The following is an 18,175-nucleotide window of genomic DNA, read 5'->3' on the forward strand; positions in this document are numbered from 1 at the left end:
GTTGAGCACCTTCACCGCCCCCAAGGGCACCTACGACCTGCTGCCCCCCAGCTCCGCGACCTTCCTGGCGATCCGCGAGCGCATCGCCGCCCCCGCCCGGCGGGCCGGCTACGGCTACATCGAGACCCCGGTCTTCGAGGACGTGAAGCTGTTCTCCCGCGGCGTCGGCGAGTCCACCGACATCGTCACCAAGGAGATGTACAACCTCACCACCAAGGGCGGTGACGAGCTCGCGCTGCGCCCCGAGGGCACCGCCTCGGTGCTGCGCGCCGCCCTCCAGGCCAATCTGCACAAGCAGGGCAACCTGCCGGTCAAGCTCTGGTACTCCGGCTCGTACTACCGCTACGAGCGCGCCCAGAAGGGCCGCTACCGCCAGTTCTCCCAGGTCGGCGCCGAGGCGATCGGCGCCGAGGACCCGGCGCTGGACGCCGAGCTGATCATCCTGGCCGACGACGCCTTCCGCTCGCTGGGGCTGAGCGACTACTCGCTGCTGCTCAACAGCCTCGGCGACAAGCAGTGCCGCCCGGTCTACCGCGCCGCCCTGATCGAGTTCCTCACCGGCCTCGACCTGGACGAGGAGACCCGCCGCCGCGCCGAGATCAACCCGCTGCGCGTCCTCGACGACAAGCGCAAGGACGTCCAGGACCAGCTGGTCGGCGCCCCGATGCTGCGCGACTTCCTCTGCGAGGACTGCAAGGCCTACGACGAGAAGGTGCGCGAGCTGCTCACCGCCAACGGCGTGGCCTTCGTCGACGACCCGAAGCTGGTCCGCGGCCTGGACTACTACACCCGCACCACCTTCGAGTTCGTGCACAACGGCCTCGGCGCCCAGTCCGCGATCGGCGGCGGCGGCCGCTACGACGGCCTGTCCGAGATGATCGGCGGCCCCGCGCTGCCGTCCGTCGGCTGGGCCCTCGGCGTCGACCGCACCTTCCTCGCGCTGGAGGCCGAGGGCGTCGCCCTCGACCTGCCGGCCGCCACCGCCGTCTACGCCGTCGCGCTCGGCGAGGAGGCCAAGAACACCCTGTTCGCCAAGGTGGTCGAGCTGCGCCGGGCCGGCGTCGCCACCGACCTCGCCTTCGGCGTCAAGAGCATCAAGAACGCCATGAAGTCCGCCGACCGGTCCGGCGCCCGCTTCGCCCTGATCGCCGGGGACCGGGACCTCGCCGAGGGCGTCGTCCAGCTCAAGGACATGAACACCGGCGAGCAGACCCCCGTCGCCCTCGACGCACTCGTCACCACCCTGAAGGAGAAGCAGCTGTGATCCGCACGCACGACGCGGGCACGCTCCGCCCGGAGCACGCAGACACCACCGTCACCCTGGCCGGCTGGGTCGCCCGCCGCCGCGACCACGGCGGCGTCGCCTTCATCGACCTGCGCGACGCCTCCGGCACCGTGCAGATCGTGGTCCGCGACCTCGACTCCGTCCACGGCCTGCGCGCCGAGTACTGCGTCAAGGTCGTCGGCGACGTCCGCGTCCGCCCCGAGGGCAACGAGAACCCGGACATCCCGACCGGTGCCGTCGAGGTCGTCGTCAGCGAGATCGAGGTGCTCTCCGAGGCCGCCCCGCTGCCCTTCCCGGTCGCCGAGTACGAGCCGGGCACGGTCAACGAGGAGGTCCGGCTGCGCTACCGCTACCTGGACCTGCGCCGCGAGGGCCCGGCCAAGGGCCTGCGGCTGCGCTCCAAGGTCAACAACATCATCCGCCGGGTGATGGAGGAGAACGACTTCCTCGACATCGAGACGCCGTACCTCACCCGCTCCACCCCCGAGGGCGCCCGCGACTTCCTCGTCCCGGTCCGCCTGCAGCCCGGCCACTGGTACGCCCTGCCGCAGTCGCCCCAGCTGTTCAAGCAGCTGCTGATGGTGGCCGGCATGGAGCGCTACTACCAGATCGCCCGCTGCTTCCGCGACGAGGACTTCCGCGCCGACCGGCAGCCGGAGTTCACCCAGCTGGACATCGAGGCCTCGTTCGTCGACCAGGAGGACATCCTGGCCCTCGGCGAGAAGATCGTCGGCGCCATCTGGCGCGAGGTCCACGGCTACGAGATCCCGAACCCGCTGCCGCGCATGACCTACGCGGACGCCATGGGCCGCTACGGCTCCGACAAGCCGGACGTCCGCTTCGGCCAGGAACTCACCGACCTCACCGAGTACTTCAAGGGCACCGAGTTCCGCGTCTTCCAGGCCCCGTACGTCGGTGCCGTGGTCATGCCCGGCGGCGCCTCGCAGCCGCGCAAGCAGCTCGACGCCTGGCAGGACTGGGCCAAGGCGCGAGGCGCCAAGGGCCTCGCCTACGTGCTCATCGACGCCGAGACCGGCGAGCTGCGCGGCCCGGTCGCCAAGAACCTCTCCGAGGAGCACCTGGCCGGCCTCGCCGCCGCCGCGGGCGCCAAGAACGGCGACGCCGTCTTCTTCGCCGCCGGCAAGGAGCGCGCCTCGCAGGAGCTGCTGGGCGCCGCCCGTCTGGAGATCGGCAAGCGCTGCGGGCTGATCGACGAGTCCCAGTGGGCCTTCCTCTGGGTCGTCGACTTCCCGATGTTCGAGCCGATCGAGGACGACAAGGGCCAGTTCCAGGGCTGGCACGCGGTGCACCACCCGTTCACCGCCCCGACCCCGGAGTCGCTGGACACCTTCGACACCGACCCGGGCGCGGCCCTGTCCAACGCCTACGACCTGGTCCTCAACGGCTCGGAGCTGGGCGGCGGTTCGATCCGTATCCACCAGCGGGACGTCCAGAAGCGGGCGTTCGACGCGATCGGCCTCTCCGAGGAGGAGGCGGCCTCGCAGTTCGGCTTCCTGCTGGACGCCTTCAACTACGGCCCGCCGCCGCACGGTGGCGTCGCCTTCGGCCTGGACCGCATCGTCACCCTGCTCGGCGGGTACGACACCATCCGGGACGTCATCGCCTTCCCGAAGACGTCCACCGGCGGCGACCCGCTGACCGGCGCCCCGACCCCGATCACCCCGGCGCAGCGCCGCGAGGCCGGCGTGGACGCCAAGCCCAAGGTGCGCGAGGACGCCAAGTCCGAGGCGCAGCCGGAGAGCTGACGCCGCGTCATCCGCTAACCTGCAACGGCCCCGGACGGTCCACCCACCGTCCGGGGCCGGTCCACAACGGTGTGCGACACAGGGAGGGTTGACCCATGCGGGTCACAACGAGAGTGGAAGACCCGGGGGATGCCCCGGCGACCAGACGGGTCCACATGGCCGCGTTCCCCGGCCCGGACGAGGCGGACCTGGTGGACGCGCTGCGCCGCGATCCCGCCTGGCTGCCCGGTCTGTCGATCGTGGCCGTGGACGGTGCCGGGCTGGTGATCGGGCACGCGCTGCTGACCCGGCTGCGGGTCGGCGACGCCGCGACGACCGGTGACGCGCTGGCGCTCGCGCCGGTCGCGGTCGCGCCCGAGTGGCAGCGCCGGGGCGTCGGCGAACTCGTCGTCCGGGCCGCGCTGACGGCGGCCGAGGAGGCGGGGGAGAAGCTGGTGGTCGTCCTCGGCGACCCGGAGTACTACGGGCGGTTCGGCTTCACGCCGGCCGGGCGGCACGAGGTCAGCGGCCCGTTCGAGGTGCCGGAGGCGTACTTCCAGGCTCTGCCGCTGGCGGCGTACGACGGCGGGCCGCGCGGCCTGTGCCGCTACCCGGAGCCGTTCGTCGGCGTGTAGTCCCCGCCCGCCGAAGCCCGTGCGCGACCCGGCCCCGCTCCCCCCGGAGGCCCCGCCCCGGCCTCCGGACCTCCGGCCCACCGACCTCTCCCACCGACCTGCGAAGTCGGCCGCCGGCGCCTACGGTGAGGGATCATCAGGACAGGCGGACGGAGGACCCGGGGTGGCCGAGGAGCAGCGGCAGCGGTTGGCGAAGAAGCCGTACGAGCGGGAGCTGCTGCGGCTGCAGCACGAGCTGGTGAAGCTCCAGGAGTGGGTGCGGGTCACCGGCGCCCGGCTGGTGGTGGTGTTCGAGGGCCGGGACGCGGCGGGCAAGGGCGGCGCGATCAAGCGGGTCACCGAGTACCTGAACCCCCGGATCGCCCGGGTCGCGGCGCTGCCGACGCCGACCGAGCGGCAGAAGTCCCAGTGGTACTTCCAGCGGTACGTCGAGCAGCTGCCGGCGGCCGGCGAGATCGTGCTGTTCGACCGCAGCTGGTACAACCGGGCGGGCGTCGAGCGGGTCATGGGCTTCTGCACCGACGAGGAGTACTGGCAGTTCCTGCACCAGTGCCCGACCTTCGAGCGGATGCTCGTCGAGGCCGGCATCCTGCTGCGCAAGTACTGGTTCTCGGTGAGCGACACCGAGCAGCAGCGGCGATTCCGGGAGCGGCTGGAGGATCCGATGAAGCGCTGGAAGCTCTCCCCGATGGACGTCGAGTCGATCAACCACTGGGAGGACTACTCCCGGGCCAAGGACGAGATGTTCGTCTACACCGACGTCCCGGACTCGCCCTGGCACGTGGTGGAGAGCGACGACAAGCGCCGGGCCCGGATCAACATGATCGCCCACCTGCTCTCCTCGGTGCCGTACCACGAGATCACCCCGCCGAGGATCGAGCTGCCGCCGCGCCCGGCCCCGCGCGGCTACCAGCGGCCGCCCCGGGACCTCCAGAAGTACGTTCCGGACCACGCTGCCAAACTGGAGTAGACGGGGCCTTCCGGGCGCTGCTTCTCGACGAACGGCCCCGCGTGGCGCCCGGGCGTCCACAGGAGGCGCGCTCATGTTCGTTCGTACCGTCTACGCCACCGGGAATCCGGACCGGATCGAGCAGACCCTGGACGGGCTCCGCACCGAGGCGCTGGCGCTGCTGACCGGCCAGCCCGGCTACCGCGGCTACGGGCTGTTCGCCGACCGGACCCTCGGCAAGATCGCGATGGGTTCGTGGTGGGAGTCCGCGGAGGCCGAGCGCGCCAGCGACGCGGCGCTGGGGGAGCGCCGCCGGGAGCTGCTGGCGCCGCTGGCCGGCACCGTGACCACCGATGTCTGGCAGGCCGTGGCGACGGCTCCGCCCGGGTCGGCCGGACCGGGGGCCGGGTTCCGGCTGACGCGGTTCGACGTCGACCCGGCCAGGGTCGACGCGATGGTCGAGGCCTTCCGGGACCGCGCGCTGCCGGGGCTGGAGAAGATGGCCGGGTTCGTGACCGCCGCCATGCTGGTCGACCGCGGCAGCGGGCGCGGTTCGGTGGGCGGGATCTTCGCGGACCAGGAGACCTTCGTGGCCTCGCGCGGGCCGGTCGCCGACACCCGGGCCCGGGCGATCGCCGAGAGCGGCGCGACCCTGCGGTCGCTGGAGGAGTTCGACGTGGTGCTGCTGGACCGCCCCGAGCATCCCGCGCCGTAGTGTCGGGGGCCTCGCATAGGCTTCCGGTGTGGACGAACCGGACCTCTTCACCGCCGCCGCCGAGGAACGCCAGAGCCGGGAGCCCGGCCGGGCGCCGCTGGCCGTGCGGATGCGCCCGCGCACCCTGGACGAGGTCGCCGGGCAGCGGCAGCTGCTGAAGCCCGGCTCGCCGCTGCGCCGGCTGGTCGCGAGCTCGCGCGGGCCGGCGGCCACCAGCTCGGTCATCCTCTGGGGGCCGCCCGGCACCGGCAAGACCACGCTCGCGCACGTGATCAGCCAGGCCGTGGAGGGCCGGTTCGTCGAGCTGTCCGCGATCACCGCCGGGGTCAAGGAGGTCCGGGCGGTGATCGACGGCGCCCGGCGGGCGATCGGCATGTCCGGCCGGGAGACGGTGCTGTTCCTGGACGAGATCCACCGCTTCTCCAAGGCCCAGCAGGACTCGCTGCTGCCGGCCGTCGAGAACCGCTGGGTCACGCTGATCGCGGCGACCACCGAGAACCCGTACTTCTCGGTGATCTCGCCGCTGCTCTCCCGCTCGCTGCTGCTGACCCTGGAGTCGCTGACCGACGAGGACATCCGGGCGCTGCTGCGCCGCGCGGTGGCCGACGAGCGCGGCCTGGAGGGCGCGCTGGAGCTGACCGCGGAGGCCGAGGACCACCTGGTCCGGCTGGCCGGCGGGGACGCCCGGCGGGCGCTCACCACGCTGGAGGCGGCGGCCGGGGCGGCGCTGGAGAAGGGTGAGGCGAGCATCACGCTGGCCACCACCGAGACGGCCGTGAACCAGGCGGCGGTGCGCTACGACAAGGACGGCGACCAGCACTACGACGTGGCCAGCGCGCTGATCAAGTCGATCCGCGGCAGCGACGTCGACGCGACGCTGCACTACCTGGCCCGGATGATCGAGGCGGGGGAGGACCCGCGGTTCATCGCCCGCCGGCTGATGATCTCGGCCAGCGAGGACGTCGGCCTGGCGGACCCGAGCGCGCTGCAGACGGCGGTGGCGGCGGCCCAGGCGGTGGCCCTGATCGGCTTCCCGGAAGCACGGATCATCCTGTCCCAGGCGGCGATCGCGCTCGCCCTGGCGCCCAAGTCCAACTCGGCCTACCTGGCGATCGACGCGGCGCTGGCGGACGTCCGGCAGGGGCTGGCGGGCGCCGTGCCGCCGCACCTGCGGGACGCGCACTACGGCGGCGCGGGCAAGCTCGGCCACGGGCACGGCTACCAGTACCCGCACGACCTGCCCGAGGGCATCGCGACGCAGCAGTACGCGCCGGACGCGGTGCACGGCAAGGAGTACTACCGGCCGAACCGGCGCGGCGGCGAGGTGCGGTACGCGGACACCGTGGAGTGGACGCGCGGGCGGCTGCGCGGGGAGCGCAGGGCGGAGAAGAAGGCCGACTAGCAGCCGGTATACTCGATCGGAGTGCCACGTCCCGGGACGGCGGCGGGGGAGACCCCACCGACCGGCCGCACCAGCGGGGCAATGGCCGTAGACCTCCTCCGGGAGGTCCGCACCAGGAGCGTCGCGCACCGTTTCGGTGTCGCGGACGGCCCGGTTTTCCGGGTCCGCCCGTGTGACCAGCACTTTTCGTGCCCGGCTCCGGAGAGCGGCTGATCCCGTCGCGCAGACGGCGGGGTTTTCTCCGGGTCGCGAGATGCGACCTCCGTCAACACCTGGTGAAGCCGTATTCGTAACTGAGGAAGGTTTGGTTCATGGCGAACCAGAAGCGCCCCAAGGTCAAGATCGCGCGTGCGCTCGGCGTGCCGCTGACCCCGAAGTCCGTCAAGTACTTCGAGGCCCGCCCGTACCCGCCCGGCCAGCACGGCCGTGGTCGCAAGCAGAACTCGGACTACAAGGTCCGTCTGACCGAGAAGCAGCGTCTTCGCGCCCAGTACGACCTGAGCGAGAAGCAGCTGGCCCGCGCGTTCGACCGCGCGAAGAAGGCCGAGGGCAAGACCGGTGAGGCGCTCGTCGCCGAGCTGGAGACCCGCCTCGACGCCCTGGTGCTGCGTTCGGGCATTGCCCGCACCATCTACCAGGCCCGTCAGATGGTCGTCCACGGCCACATCGAGGTCAACGGTGGCAAGGTCAACAAGCCGTCGTTCCAGATGAAGCCGGGCTTCGTGGTGACCGTCCGCGAGCGCAGCAAGGAGAAGGTCCCGTTCCAGGTCGCCCGTGAGGGTGGCTACGCGGGTGAGGGCCAGACCCCGAAGTACCTCGAGGTCAACCTGAAGGCCCTGGCCTTCCGCCTGGACCGTGCGCCGCAGCGCAAGGAGATCCCGGTGATCTGCGACGAGCAGCTGGTCGTCGAGTACTACTCGCGCTGACCCGCGAGCGGTTCCGCACTGCGCGGGACCGGTAGCGAGCCCCCGCCACCTTCCGAGGTGGCGGGGGCTCGCCCCTTTTCCGCTCCGTTTTCCGTTCCGCTTTCCGCACTGCTTTCCGCTCAGACGTCCTCGCCGGTCATCGCGGCGGCCAGCCGCAGGTGCGGGCGGGCCTCCTCGGCGCGGCCCTGGCGCTCCAGGGTGCGGCCGAGCATCAGCCGGGCGTAGTCCTCGGCCGGGTCGGCCTCCAGGATCCGGTGCAACTCGGCCTCGGCGCGGCCGAGTTGGGCGGAGTGGTAGTAGCTGCGGGCGAGCATCAGCCGGACGGAGAGGTTGGCCGGCTCCTCCGCCAGGACGCCTTCGAACAGGCGGGCGGCGTCGGCGTACGCCTTGGAGTCGAAGTAGAACGCCGCGCGGCGGTACTCGTCGTGGACGGCCATGGTGCTCCTTCCGGGTGGTTGCTTGCCTCCTCAAGCAATCGGCAAGCTTCGGCTATTCCGGGCCGCCCCCTCAGCTGTTCGGGACCTCAGCTGTTCGGGACGGGCGCGGGCGCCGGAGCGGGCGGCACCGAGCAGGGGCCGGGGCCGGGCTCCGGGCCCTCCGGCGAGCCGCCGCCGTCCAGTGCCCGGGAGACCGCGGCGTCCAGGTCCAGCCGGGCGCCGGCCCGGTAGCAGTCGTCGAAGGCCTGCTGGGTGAGCCCGGCCCGGGCCCGCTCGGCGCACTCCTGGTGGGTGCCGAAGAACGAGCGCGAGCCCAGGAAGGGCGTGCCGACCGTGCGCCAGATCCGGTGCGCGGCGCCCTGCAGCACCCGGGCCTCGCACAGGTCGGCGGGCTCGCCCGGCCCGGCCGGCTCGGTCTCCAGCAGCGCCAGCAGGTCGATCCCCAGCACGATGCCGAGCAGGTCGCGGAACTGGTGGTTCAGCCGTACGCACTCCCGGGCCAGGGCGCGGGCGGGCTGGATCGCGCCGTCCAGGTAGTGCGAGTACGCCGACGCGTACAGCACGTACGCGTACGCCCACTGCTCGCCGTGCTCCTCGCAGACCTCGCGGGCCTGGCCGAACCAGAGCTCGCCGCTGTCGAGGTCGCCCTGGAACAGGTAGGCGAGGCCCAGCTCGATCATGGCCATCACGACGTTGCTGTTGAGCTCGCCGATCGTCCGGTAGTGCCAGAGCGCCTCCTCGAAGAGCTCGGCGGCGCGCTCCGGCTCGTCGCCGATCAGCGCCGCGCAGCCCTGGCGGTGGACGGCGTAGGCGAGCGCCCGGTCGTCGCCGGTGTCCAGCGCCTGGCGGCGGCACTCCTCCAGGGCCGGGCGGGCGGCCGTGAGGTCGCCCTGGAGGGTGGCCATGTAGCCGGTCACCCACAGCGCCTTGGCGCGGGCCTCGGTGGGTTCGCGGTCCAGCGCCAGCGCGCGGTCCAGCCAGTGCCGGCCCTCGCCGAGGTGGCCGCAGCCGACCCAGAAGAACCAGAGGGTGCCGGCCAGCAGCAGGGCGATCTGCTCCTCGCCGGGCTCGGACAGGCAGAACTCCAGCGCGGCGCGCAGGTTGGTGTGGGCGAGCTGGGTGCGTTCGGCGGTCTCCGCCTGGCGGGGGCCGAACCACTCGACCTCGCCCCAGGTGGCGACGCCCAGGTACCAGTCCCGGTGGCGGCGCAGCAGCCGCTGCTCCTCGCCGGCCGCGCGCAGCCAGTGGCCGCCGTACTCGCGCAGGGTGTCCAGCAGCCGGAAGCGGACGCCGAAGGGGCTGTCCTCGCGCAGCAGGACGGACTTGGCGACGAGTTCGTCCAGCAGGTCGAGCACGTCCTCGGGTTCGATGCCCGCGCCGGCGCAGACGTACTCGGCGGCCTCCAGGTCGAAACTCCCGGCGAAGACCGACAGGCGGGCCCAGAGTAAACGTTCCTGCACCGTGCAGAGCTCGTGACTCCAGCCGATCGTGGTGCGCAGCGTCTGGTGCCGGGGCAGCGCCGTCCGGGAGCCTCCGGTGAGCAGCCGGAACCGGTCGTCCAGCCGCGCGGTGATCTGCTCCACCGACAGCGCGCGCAGCCGCCCGGCCGCCAGCTCCACGGCCAGCGGGATGCCGTCCAGCCGGCGGCAGAGCAGGCCGACCGCCTCCGCGTTGGCCTCGGTGACCTCGAAGGACGGCAGCACCGCCCGGGCCCGGTCGGCGAACAGCCGCACCGCGTCCGGCAGCACGCCCGGGCCCGGGCGCTGCCCCGGCAGGGCGCCGACCGGCAGCGGCGCCAGGGTCAGCAGGTGCTCGCCCGAGGCCCGCAGCACCGAGCGGCTGGTGGTCAGCACCCGCAGGCCGGGCAGGGCCCGCAGCAGGGTGTCCGCCAGCTCGGCGCAGGCCTCCACCAGGTGCTCGCAGCCGTCCAGCACCAGCAGCAGGCGGCGGCCGGCCAGCCGCTCGGCCAGCACGTCCACCGGCGGGCGGGCGGTGCAGTCGGTCAGCCGCAGCGCCTCCAGGACGGCGTGGCCGAGCAGCAGCGGGTCCTGCACCGGGGCCACCTCGACCAGCCAGGTGCCGTCCGGGAAGGCGCCGGCCGCCCGGGCCGCCGCGCGCAGCGCCAGCCGGCTCTTGCCCACCCCGCCCGGGCCGGTCACCGTCACCAGCCGGGCGGCGGCCAACAGGGCCGCCAGCTCGGTCAGTTCGCGCTGCCGCCCGACGAAGCCGGTCACCTCGGCCGGCAGCCGGCCGGGCTCCGGCTCGCGCGGCTGCGCCGCGGGCTGTGCTGTCCAGTCGCCGGCCACGCCCTGCTCCCCGTCGTTCCTCGGCCCGGACCGCTGCGGTCCGGACGTGCGTCCGGGCCGTCCGTGCTGTCGGCCCGCCTGGCAGAACGAGGTGACCGGCCGGTAGGTTACGCGCGGGGATCGCACACCCGACCGGATCGGCGGGGGCGAACGGCCCGGTCCGGATTCCGGGCGCGGGCGCGATAGGGTTCCTTCTGAATACGTGCAAGGCGAGGGAGCGCGCAAAGGTGTCCGTGGGAGAGCTGGCCGGATTGCTCGTCGCCGTGTTCTGGGCGGTCCTGGTCACCCTGCTCGCCGTCGTGCTGGTCCGCCTCTCCCGGGTGCTGAAGGAGGCCGCCGTCCTGGTCTCCGCCGTCACCGAGCAGGCCGTGCCGCTGCTGTCCGAGGCGGGCGCCGCGGTGCGCAGCGCCAACCAGCAGCTGGAACGGGTGGACGAGATCACCGCCAACGTGCAGGATGCCGCCGCCAACGCCAACGCGCTGTCCTCCACCGTGGCCGCCACCCTCGGCGGGCCGCTGGTGAAGGTCGCGGCGTTCAGCTACGGCGTCCGCAAGGCGGTCGCCAAGCAGCAGGGCGGCGGGCTGCCGAACGTGCCGCTGCAGAGCGGCGAGCGCGAGGAGCTGGCCCGGCTGATCCGGGCCGAGGTGCGCGCCGCCACGGCGCCCCGCGGCGGCCTGCTCTCCCGGGTCCGGCGAGCGGTGAGGGGCTGACGGCATGGCACGCATCTTCTGGATGGCGGTCGGCGCCGGCGCCACCGTCTGGGTCATGAAGAAGGCCAACGAGGCGGCCCAGCGGCTCACCCCCGAAAGCCTCTCCGGCACCGCCGCGCGCGGTGCGCTGCACCTGGGCGACGCGGCCAAGCAGTTCGCGCTGGACGTGCGGGCCGGCATGGCCGAGCGCGAGGAGCAGCTGAAGGACGACCTGGGCCTGCGCGGCACCGCCGTGGTGGAGCCCCGGCGCACCCGCCGGGCCCGCCCGTCGCCCGCCGCCACCCTTCTTGGGAAGCGCTCCGCGCTGCCCCTCTCGGGCGAGCCGCAGTACCGAGCTATCTCGGCGGCGCCCGGTCGCCCGGCCGCCGCCCTGCCCCCGTCCGACAGCATCCGCACCACCCCCCAGACCATCGATGAAACGCCCCGCCGAGCCCTGCCGCGGGGCGGCACCAACCGGAAGGACCACTAATGGAGTCGGCTGAGATCCGCCGCCGCTGGCTGCGCTTCTTCGAGGAGCGCGGCCACACCGTCGTTCCGTCGGCGTCCCTGGTCGCCGACGACCCCACCCTGCTGCTCGTCAACGCCGGCATGGTGCCGTTCAAGCCCTACTTCCTGGGCGAGGTCAAGCCGCAGTTCTCGCGCGCCACCAGCGTCCAGAAGTGCGTGCGCACGCTGGACATCGAGGAGGTCGGGAAGACCACCCGGCACGGCTCCTTCTTCCAGATGTGCGGCAACTTCTCCTTCGGCGACTACTTCAAGGAAGGGGCCATCAAGTTCGCGTGGGAGCTGCTCACCACTCCCGTCGCGGACGGCGGCTACGGCCTGGAGAAGGAGAAGCTCTGGATCACCGTCTACAAGGACGACGACGAGGCCGAGCAGATCTGGCGTGACGTCATCGGCGTGCCCTCGGAGCGCATCCAGCGCCTGGGCATGAAGGACAACTTCTGGTCGATGGGCGTCCCCGGCCCGTGCGGCCCGTGCTCGGAGATCAACTACGACCGCGGCCCCGCGTACGGCGAGGAGGGCGGCCCGGCGGTCAACGGCGAGCGCTACCTGGAGATCTGGAACCTGGTCTTCATGCAGTACGAGCGCGGCCACGGCGACGGCAAGGACGGGTTCGAGATCCTCGGCGACCTGCCGAGCAAGAACATCGACACCGGTCTCGGCCTGGAGCGCCTCGCCGCGATCCTGCAGGGCGTCGACAACCTCTTCGAGATCGACACCAGCCGGATGATCCTCGACCGCGCCGCCGAGCTCACCGGCCACGCCTACGGCGCCGACCACAAGTCGGACGTGTCGCTGCGCGTGGTCACCGACCACATCCGCACCGCGCTGATGCTGGTCGGCGACGGCGTCACCCCCGGCAACGAGGGCCGCGGCTACGTGCTGCGCCGCATCCTGCGCCGCGCCATCCGCAACATGCGCCTGCTGGGCGCGACCGAGCCGGTGGCCAAGGAGCTCATCGACATCGCCATCAAGGCGATGGCCCCGCAGTACCCGGAGCTGGAGAGCGACCGCAAGCGCATCGAGACGGTCGTCGTCGGCGAGGAGGCGGCCTTCCTGCAGACGCTGAAGGCCGGCACCAACCTGCTGGACGCGGCGGTCACCGAGACCAAGCAGTCCGGCGGCGTCGTCCTCTCCGGCGACCAGGCGTTCAAGCTGCACGACACCTACGGCTTCCCGATCGACCTCACCCTGGAGATGGCCGAGGAGCAGGGCCTGCAGGTGGACGAGGCCGGCTTCCGCCGCCTGATGCAGGAGCAGCGGGACCGCGCCAAGGCGGACGCCAAGGCGAAGAAGATGGGCCACGCCGACGTCGCCGCGTACCGTGAGGTCGCCGACAAGTCCGGCGCCAGCGTCTTCACCGGCTACACCCTGACCGAGGGCGAGGCCACCGTGGTCGGCCTGCTGGTGGACGGCGTTCCGGCGCCGGCCGCCTCGGAGGGCGACGAGGTCGAGATCATCCTCGACCGCACCCCGTTCTACGCCGAGGGCGGCGGCCAGCTCGCCGACCAGGGCCGGATCCGGCTGGAGTCCGGCGCGGTGGTGGAGATCCGCGACGTGCAGCAGCCCGTCCCGGGCGTGGTCGTGCACTCCGGCGGCGTGCTGTTCGGCGAGGTCGTGCTCGGCGCCTCGGCGTACGCCACGATCGACACCGACCGCCGCCGGGCGATCGCCCGGGCCCACTCGGCCACCCACCTGACCCACCAGGCGCTGCGCGACGCGCTCGGCCCGACCGCCGCCCAGGCCGGTTCGGAGAACGCCCCCGGCCGCTTCCGCTTCGACTTCGGCTCGCCCGCGGCCGTCCCGGGCAGCGTGCTGGTCGACGTCGAGCAGAAGATCAACGACGTGCTGGGCCGCGAGCTGGAGGTCACCGCCGAGGTCATGACGATGGACCAGGCCCGCAAGGCCGGCGCCATCGCGATGTTCGGCGAGAAGTACGGCGACGAGGTGCGCGTCGTCACCATCGGCGACTTCTCCAAGGAGCTGTGCGGTGGCACGCACGTCGGCAACACCGCCCAGCTGGGCCTGGTGAAGCTGCTCGGCGAGTCCTCGATCGGCTCCGGCGTGCGCCGGGTGGAGGCGCTGGTCGGCGTCGACGCGTACAAGTTCCTGGCCCGTGAGCACACCGTGGTCGCCCAGCTGACCGAGCTGGTCAAGGGCCGTCCGGAGGAGCTGCCGGAGAAGATCTCGGGCATGCTCGCCAAGCTCAAGGATGCCGAGAAGGAGATCGAGCGCTTCCGCGCCGAGAAGGTGCTGGCCGCCGCGGCGGGCCTGGCCGACTCGGCCGAGGACGTCCACGGCATCGCCGTGGTCGCCGCCCAGGTCGCCGACGGCGTGGGCGCGGACGAGCTGCGCAAGCTGGTGCTGGACGTGCGCGGCCGCCTCGGCTCGCGCCCGGCCGTGGTCGCCGCGTTCACCGTGGCGAACGACCGCCCGCTGACCGTGATCGCCACCAACGAGGACGCCCGCGGCCGCGGCATCAAGGCCGGCGAGCTGGTCCGGACCGCCGCCAAGACCCTCGGCGGCGGCGGTGGCGGCAAGGACGACGTCGCCCAGGGCGGCGGCACCAACCCGGCGGCGATCGGCGAGGCCGTCGCCGCGGTGCGCGGCCTGGTCGCGGAGCGCGCCTCCTGATGATCGAGCAGGAGCCGAAGCCCTTTCGTCGCGGCCGGCGGATCGCCGTCGACGTCGGCGACGCCCGGATCGGGGTCGCGTCCTGCGACCCCGACGGGGTGCTCGCCACGCCGGTGGAGACCGTGCCCGCCGGGGTGAAGTCGCAGGCCAGGATCGCCGCGATCGTCGAGGAGTACGACGCGATCGAGGTGATCGTGGGGCTGCCGCGCTCGCTGAGCGGCAAGGAGGGCCCGGCGGCCGAGAAGGTCCGCGCGTACTGCGCGCGGCTGGCCAACCGGCTCTACCCGGTGCCGGTGCGGCTGGTGGACGAGCGGATGACGACCGTCACCGCGACCCACGGGCTGCGCGCTTCGGGGGTCAAGGCGAAGAAGGGCCGCTCGGTGGTCGACCAGGCCGCCGCGGTGGTGATCCTGCAGACCGCCCTTGAGTCCGAACGGGTGAGCGGAAGGCCGCCCGGTGAGAGCGTCGAGGCGGCGGGCTGACCGGCCTGGTCTAACGTCCCGTCGAGGGGTCCGTGCGGACGCGTCCGCACGGACCCCTCTTCGTTCGTGTCCGGTTTCCTCCCGTGTCGTGGTGGCCTTTCGGATCGACCTCCGATCGGCGCTGATCGAGGCGGACGGATCCGGGCCGGTTCGAGACCGCCGAGGGGACGCCCGCCATGACCGACCAGGACTGCCACCCGGGGCTCACGCCCGGCCACCTGGGTGCGCCGGTGTGGGAGCCGGAGGGTCGGCCGCCGTCCGCGCCCCGTCCGCGCTCCGATGCGCCCGATCCGCACCGACGGCGTAACGGGCTGGCCTGCGGGCTCACCGCGCTCGCCCTGGTCGCGGTGATCGGCGGGGTCGGACTGACCGGCTACACCTGGTTCCAGGGGCAGCGCCGGCCGGCGGCCGCCGCCGACTACGCCGGGCAGGGCAGCGGCAGCGTCCAGGTCTCGGTGCCCGAGGGCGCCGGCCTGACCCAGATCGCCTCCGCGCTGGTCCGCAACGGGGTGGTGGCCAGCTCGCTCGCCTTCACGCGGGCGGCGAAGGGCAGCGCGGCGGCCGCCGGGCGCATCCAGCCGGGGACGTACACCCTCAAGCTGAAGATGTCGGCCGCGGCCGCGCTCGCCGTCCTGATCGACCCGGCCAACGCCAACGGCCTGACCATTCCCGAGGGTTGGCGCGGCTACCAGATCTACGCGGCGATCGACAAGAAGCTGAACCTGCCCGAGGGCACCACCCAGCGCACCGCGAAGGAGCAGAGCGCCGAGCTGGGCCTGCCGGAGTTCGCGGCCGGCAGCCCCGAGGGCTACCTGTTCCCGGCGACGTACAGCGTCACCGAGGGCACCACCGCGCTCGACCTGCTCAAGCAGATGGTCGAGCGGGCCGGCAAGGAGTTCAGCCGGGACGACGCCGACATCGTCGCCCAGACCCTCGGGCAGAGCCTGTACGGGCTGGTCACCGTGGCCAGCATGGTCCAGGGCGAGGCCGACAACACCGAGGACATGGGCCGGGTGGCCCGGGTGATCTACAACCGGCTGGCCAAGGGCATGCCGCTGCAGCTGGACTCCACCATCAACTACGCGCTCGGCCGTTCGACGCTGAACACCACCGTCACCGAGACCAAGCTCGACTCCCCGTACAACACCTACCTGCACGCCGGGCTGCCGCCGACCCCGATCTCCAACCCCGGGCGGCAGGCGATCATGGCGGCGCTGGACCCGACGCCGGGGGACTGGCTCTACTTCGTCACCGTGAAGCCGGGGGACACCCGCTTCACCGACAGCTTCGAGGTGCAGCAGCGCAACGTGGCGGAGTTCAACGCCAACCGGGCGGCGGCGCCGGGCGCTTCGTCGTCCGCGTCGGCCGCCGCCTCGGCGTCGGCCCAGCCCTCCGCCCAGCCCTCCGCCCCGGCCCAGGTGCCCGGCACGGGGACGCCGTAGCGGACGGTGGCCGCGGGTGAGGTCGGGCACTGACGGTACGTCCGCCCTGCCGGAGGCCCGGCTGCGGTACGGTAACGTCTCCTCCCAGGCGTTGCGCTAGCACGCCGGTTCGAGAATCAGCCGGGACGGCGTCCCGGACGGCCGGTCCGATCCGTCGGTCGTCACTGTCGGTTAAGGGGATCAATGACCGATCTGGGTCGGGGCTACGGCCCCCAGGGCGAGCCGTGGCACCCCGGTGATCCCGGGTACGGCGGCCAGCAGCCGGTCCCCGGCCAGCAGGACGGCCAGTGGCAGCAGCAGTACCAGCAGCCCCAGCAGCAGGGTTACCAGCAGCCGATGGCCCCGCAGGGCCAGTACCCGCAGCAGCAGGCGCCCCAGCCGATGTCGCCGCAGATGTCGCAGCAGGGCTACCCGCAGGGCGGCGGCCAGTACGGCCAGCAGCAGGGCTACCAGGGCGGGCAGCAGGCGTACCCGCAGCAGGGCCAGAGTTTCGGCGGGCAGCAGGGCTTCCAGCCGCAGGCGCCGCAGCAGGGGCAGTACCCGCAGCAGCAGATGCCCCAGCAGATGTCGCAGCCGATGCCGCAGCAGGGCTACCCGCAGGGCGGCGGCCAGTACGGGCAGCAGCAGATGCCCCAGCAGGTCCAGCAGGCTCAGCAGCCCGAGCCGGTGTCCGGTCCCGGCCCGGACGGCATCGACTGGGAGGCCGAGGCCGCCGCGCTGGAGGCCGGCGCCGACCCGGTCGGCGGCGCGCACGAGGCCGAGGCCGAGGAGTGGGACGGCCACCCCGAGGACCACCTGGACGGCCACCACGAGGACGGCGCGTACCTCGAGGAGGAGGCCGAGCACGAGGGCGGCTTCCTCGGCGTGGAGGACGAGTCCCGCGACGCGAAGAAGAAGCGCAAGGAGAAGAGCAAGAAGTCGGGCCGGCGCAACGGCGGGGCCTGCCTGGTGGTCGCGCTGGTGCTGCTCGGCGCCGTGGGCGGCGCCGGCTGGTGGGGCTACGGCTTCTACCAGGACCACTTCGGCCCGCCGCCGGACTTCTCCGGCGAGGGCAGCGGCAGCGTGCAGGTCGAGGTCGAGAAGGGCGCGGTCGGCGGGCAGATCGGCCTGAAGCTGAAGAACGCCGGCGTGGTCAAGAGCGTCGACGCCTTCACCAAGGCCTGCGACGCCGACAAGAAGTGCCAGAACATCCAGCCGGGCTTCTACGCGCTGAAGAAGGAGATGTCGGCGGCCTCCGCCGTGCAGTCCCTGGTCGACCAGATGGGCGGCGCCGCGCTGGTGCTGCCCGAGGGGCTCAACTCCAGCGAGATCTACGCCAAGATCGACGGGAAGCTGAAGCTGGCGCCGGGCACCACGGCCGGTGTCGCCAAGGCCCAGGCCGGCAGCCTCGGCTTGCCCGCGTACGCGAACGGCAACGTCGAGGGCTTCCTCTGGCCGACGCGCTACAACATCTCCGACGGCATGAAGCCCGAGGACCTGCTCAAGCAGATGGTCAAGAACGCCACCGAGAAGTACGCGAACCTGGACGCCCAGGCCTCCCAGGCGGGCCTCAAGAACGGCTACGAGGTGCTCATCGAGGCGAGCATCCTGCAGCGCGAGGGCAACAACGTCGGGGACTTCGCCAAGATGGCCAAGACCATCCAGAACCGGCTGGCCAACGAGCCCGAGACCCACCACCGGCTCGGCATGGACACCACGCTGCAGTACTCGCTGGGCCGCAAGGAGCTCACCAAGAAGGACATGGACGACGCGTCCAACAAGTACAACACCTACCTCAACGCGGGCCTGCCGCCGACGCCGATCTCCAACCCCGGCGACGACGCGATCAACGCGGTGCTGCACCCGGCGGACGGCAAGTGGCTGTACTTCATCGCGATGTCCGCGAGCGACACCCGGTTCGCCGAGACGGCCAAGGAGCACTACGCCAACGTCGAGGAGTACTGCAAGAACGCCGGCCAGGGCTTCGACAAGGAGCGCGGCCACTGCACCAGCAAGTAGCCCCG

15 protein-coding genes are annotated in these 18,175 nt (G+C 72.5%); 13 read left to right on the forward strand and 2 right to left on the reverse strand.

Annotated features, from left to right (window positions below):
- The first annotated feature begins 1 nt into the window (after position 1).
- From hisS to rpsD, 7 genes are all read left to right on the forward strand, one after another.
- A complete protein-coding gene (gene hisS / locus AB2U05_RS27335) occupies positions 2-1,264 on the forward strand; it encodes a histidine--tRNA ligase (RefSeq protein WP_045700536.1) in 1,263 nt (420 codons plus the stop codon).
- Positions 1,261-3,051: an aspartate--tRNA ligase gene (aspS, locus tag AB2U05_RS27340; protein WP_045700534.1), complete on the forward strand. Its 1,791-nt coding sequence runs from the start codon at positions 1,261-1,263 to the stop codon at positions 3,049-3,051. The genes hisS and aspS overlap by 4 nt, the downstream gene beginning before the upstream one ends.
- A gap of 155 nt (positions 3,052-3,206) precedes the next feature.
- Positions 3,207-3,665 (forward strand): GNAT family N-acetyltransferase, encoded by a 459-nt coding sequence (locus AB2U05_RS27345; RefSeq protein WP_244178937.1) that lies wholly within the window; start codon positions 3,207-3,209, stop codon positions 3,663-3,665.
- A gap of 163 nt (positions 3,666-3,828) precedes the next feature.
- A complete protein-coding gene (ppk2, locus tag AB2U05_RS27350; protein WP_045700530.1) occupies positions 3,829-4,635 on the forward strand; it encodes a polyphosphate kinase 2 in 807 nt (268 codons plus the stop codon).
- A 73-nt stretch (positions 4,636-4,708) separates the two neighbouring features.
- Positions 4,709-5,329, forward strand: coding sequence for a hypothetical protein (locus tag AB2U05_RS27355; protein ID WP_369184507.1), 621 nt, complete (start codon positions 4,709-4,711; stop codon positions 5,327-5,329).
- 28 nt (positions 5,330-5,357) lie between these two features.
- The gene (locus tag AB2U05_RS27360; RefSeq protein WP_045700526.1) at positions 5,358-6,731 is read left to right on the forward strand and encodes a replication-associated recombination protein A; all 1,374 of its coding nucleotides are present in this window, start codon (positions 5,358-5,360) and stop codon (positions 6,729-6,731) included.
- A 311-nt stretch (positions 6,732-7,042) separates the two neighbouring features.
- The gene (rpsD, locus tag AB2U05_RS27365) at positions 7,043-7,657 is read left to right on the forward strand and encodes a 30S ribosomal protein S4 (RefSeq protein ID WP_045700524.1); all 615 of its coding nucleotides are present in this window, start codon (positions 7,043-7,045) and stop codon (positions 7,655-7,657) included.
- Between the two features lie 119 nt (positions 7,658-7,776).
- On the opposite strand, the gene AB2U05_RS27370 is transcribed toward rpsD, so the two are convergent.
- Entirely contained in the window at positions 7,777-8,094 is a 318-nt protein-coding gene (locus AB2U05_RS27370) for a tetratricopeptide repeat protein (RefSeq protein WP_045700521.1), read from the reverse strand.
- Between the two features lie 86 nt (positions 8,095-8,180).
- Positions 8,181-10,400: a regulator gene (locus tag AB2U05_RS27375; protein WP_369184508.1), complete on the reverse strand. Its 2,220-nt coding sequence runs from the start codon at positions 10,398-10,400 to the stop codon at positions 8,181-8,183.
- A gap of 227 nt (positions 10,401-10,627) precedes the next feature.
- On the opposite strand from AB2U05_RS27375, the gene AB2U05_RS27380 reads away from it, so the two are divergent.
- The 6 genes from AB2U05_RS27380 to mltG (AB2U05_RS27405) all read left to right on the forward strand — a co-directional run bounded on the left by AB2U05_RS27380 (position 10,628) and on the right by mltG (AB2U05_RS27405) (position 18,170).
- Positions 10,628-11,110 (forward strand): DUF948 domain-containing protein, encoded by a 483-nt coding sequence (locus AB2U05_RS27380; protein ID WP_045700517.1) that lies wholly within the window; start codon positions 10,628-10,630, stop codon positions 11,108-11,110.
- Between the two features lie 4 nt (positions 11,111-11,114).
- On the forward strand, positions 11,115-11,579 hold the full coding sequence (locus tag AB2U05_RS27385) for a DUF6167 family protein (RefSeq protein WP_052707559.1): 465 nt from the start codon (positions 11,115-11,117) through the stop codon (positions 11,577-11,579).
- On the forward strand, positions 11,579-14,248 hold the full coding sequence (gene alaS / locus AB2U05_RS27390; protein WP_045700515.1) for an alanine--tRNA ligase: 2,670 nt from the start codon (positions 11,579-11,581) through the stop codon (positions 14,246-14,248). The genes AB2U05_RS27385 and alaS overlap by 1 nt, the downstream gene beginning before the upstream one ends.
- On the forward strand, positions 14,248-14,730 hold the full coding sequence (ruvX, locus tag AB2U05_RS27395; RefSeq protein ID WP_045700512.1) for a Holliday junction resolvase RuvX: 483 nt from the start codon (positions 14,248-14,250) through the stop codon (positions 14,728-14,730). Before alaS ends, ruvX begins: the two co-directional genes overlap by 1 nt.
- Before the next feature lie 176 nt (positions 14,731-14,906).
- The gene (gene mltG / locus AB2U05_RS27400) at positions 14,907-16,172 is read left to right on the forward strand and encodes an endolytic transglycosylase MltG (protein WP_369184509.1); all 1,266 of its coding nucleotides are present in this window, start codon (positions 14,907-14,909) and stop codon (positions 16,170-16,172) included.
- 183 nt (positions 16,173-16,355) lie between these two features.
- Positions 16,356-18,170 carry an endolytic transglycosylase MltG gene (gene mltG / locus AB2U05_RS27405; protein ID WP_369184510.1) on the forward strand — a complete coding sequence of 605 codons (1,815 nt, stop codon included), beginning with the start codon at positions 16,356-16,358 and terminating at the stop codon, positions 18,168-18,170.
- Positions 18,171-18,175: the final 5 nt, after the last annotated feature.

Origin of the sequence: Streptomyces sp. Y1 (genome assembly GCF_041053115.1) — a bacterium.
In the GTDB taxonomy this organism is placed as follows: domain Bacteria; phylum Actinomycetota; class Actinomycetes; order Streptomycetales; family Streptomycetaceae; genus Kitasatospora; species Kitasatospora rubellomurina.

What these genes read in the sequence shown, in the direction of transcription:
- AB2U05_RS27345 (WP_244178937.1), top strand. Translation starts at nt 3,207, where the DNA reads ATGGCCGCGTTCCCCGGCCCGGACGAGGCGGACCTGGTGGACGCGCTG.
- AB2U05_RS27355 (WP_369184507.1), top strand. Translation starts at nt 4,709, where the DNA reads ATGTTCGTTCGTACCGTCTACGCCACCGGGAATCCGGACCGGATCGAG.
- rpsD (WP_045700524.1), top strand. Translation starts at nt 7,043, where the DNA reads ATGGCGAACCAGAAGCGCCCCAAGGTCAAGATCGCGCGTGCGCTCGGC.
- AB2U05_RS27370 (WP_045700521.1), bottom strand. Translation starts at nt 8,094, where the DNA reads ATGGCCGTCCACGACGAGTACCGCCGCGCGGCGTTCTACTTCGACTCC.
- AB2U05_RS27385 (WP_052707559.1), top strand. Translation starts at nt 11,115, where the DNA reads ATGGCACGCATCTTCTGGATGGCGGTCGGCGCCGGCGCCACCGTCTGG.
- alaS (WP_045700515.1), top strand. Translation starts at nt 11,579, where the DNA reads ATGGAGTCGGCTGAGATCCGCCGCCGCTGGCTGCGCTTCTTCGAGGAG.
- ruvX (WP_045700512.1), top strand. Translation starts at nt 14,248, where the DNA reads ATGATCGAGCAGGAGCCGAAGCCCTTTCGTCGCGGCCGGCGGATCGCC.
- mltG (WP_369184509.1), top strand. Translation starts at nt 14,907, where the DNA reads ATGACCGACCAGGACTGCCACCCGGGGCTCACGCCCGGCCACCTGGGT.
- mltG (WP_369184510.1), top strand. Translation starts at nt 16,356, where the DNA reads ATGACCGATCTGGGTCGGGGCTACGGCCCCCAGGGCGAGCCGTGGCAC.